This window comes from Gordonia polyisoprenivorans NBRC 16320 = JCM 10675, from assembly GCF_000241325.1.
In the GTDB taxonomy this organism is placed as follows: Bacteria; Actinomycetota; Actinomycetes; order Mycobacteriales; family Mycobacteriaceae; genus Gordonia; species Gordonia polyisoprenivorans.
In genome coordinates this window covers 1-620 of record NZ_BAEI01000020.1, presented here as the reverse complement: position 1 = coordinate 620, position 620 = coordinate 1, and the positions used below count along the sequence as shown (strand labels likewise).

Annotated in this window: 1 pseudogene; it reads left to right on the top strand. The window is 62.4% G+C overall.

The window, feature by feature from the left end:
- Nucleotides 1-51: 51 nt before the first annotated feature.
- Nucleotides 52-620: pseudogene (locus tag GOPIP_RS28190) on the top strand (transposase); the annotation flags it as partial.

Here is a 620-nt window from a genome sequence, read left to right as displayed (position 1 = left end):
TGAACGTCCCCGGGTTTGGTGCACACCTCTATGTGAGGGAAAGTTGGCATCATGCCGAAGAAGTACGACGAGGCGACCCGGGCCAAGGCTGTGCGGTTGGTCACCGAGCATCGTGAGGAGTATCCGAGCGAGTACGCGGCGATTACGGCCACGGCACAGCGGCTCAAGCTCAACACCGAGACTCTGCGCAAGTGGGTGCGCCAGCACGAGGTTGATGAAGGCAAGAAGCCGGGTGTGACACGCGAGGAGACCGCTGAGATGCGCGCGCTGAAACGCAAAGTAGCCGAGCTGGAGGAAACCGTCGAAATCCTCAAGGCGGCAACGACTTTCTTCGCGCGGGAGAGCGACCCGCGACATCGGTAGTGTGTGCGTTCATCACCGAGCATCGGGCTCGGTTCGGGGTCGCTCAGATCTGTCGCGTGCTCACCGAGCACGGCGCGCCGATCTCCCCGAGAACCTTCTACGCATGGCAGGCACGTCCAGTGTCGAAACGGGCGCTGTGGGACACCACGATCACCGAAGTGCTGGCTGGCTACTACGAACCCGACAAGGACGGAAAACGTCGGCCAGAATCGCTCTACGGGGCGGTGAAGATGTGGGCTCACCTGCAGCGCGACGGC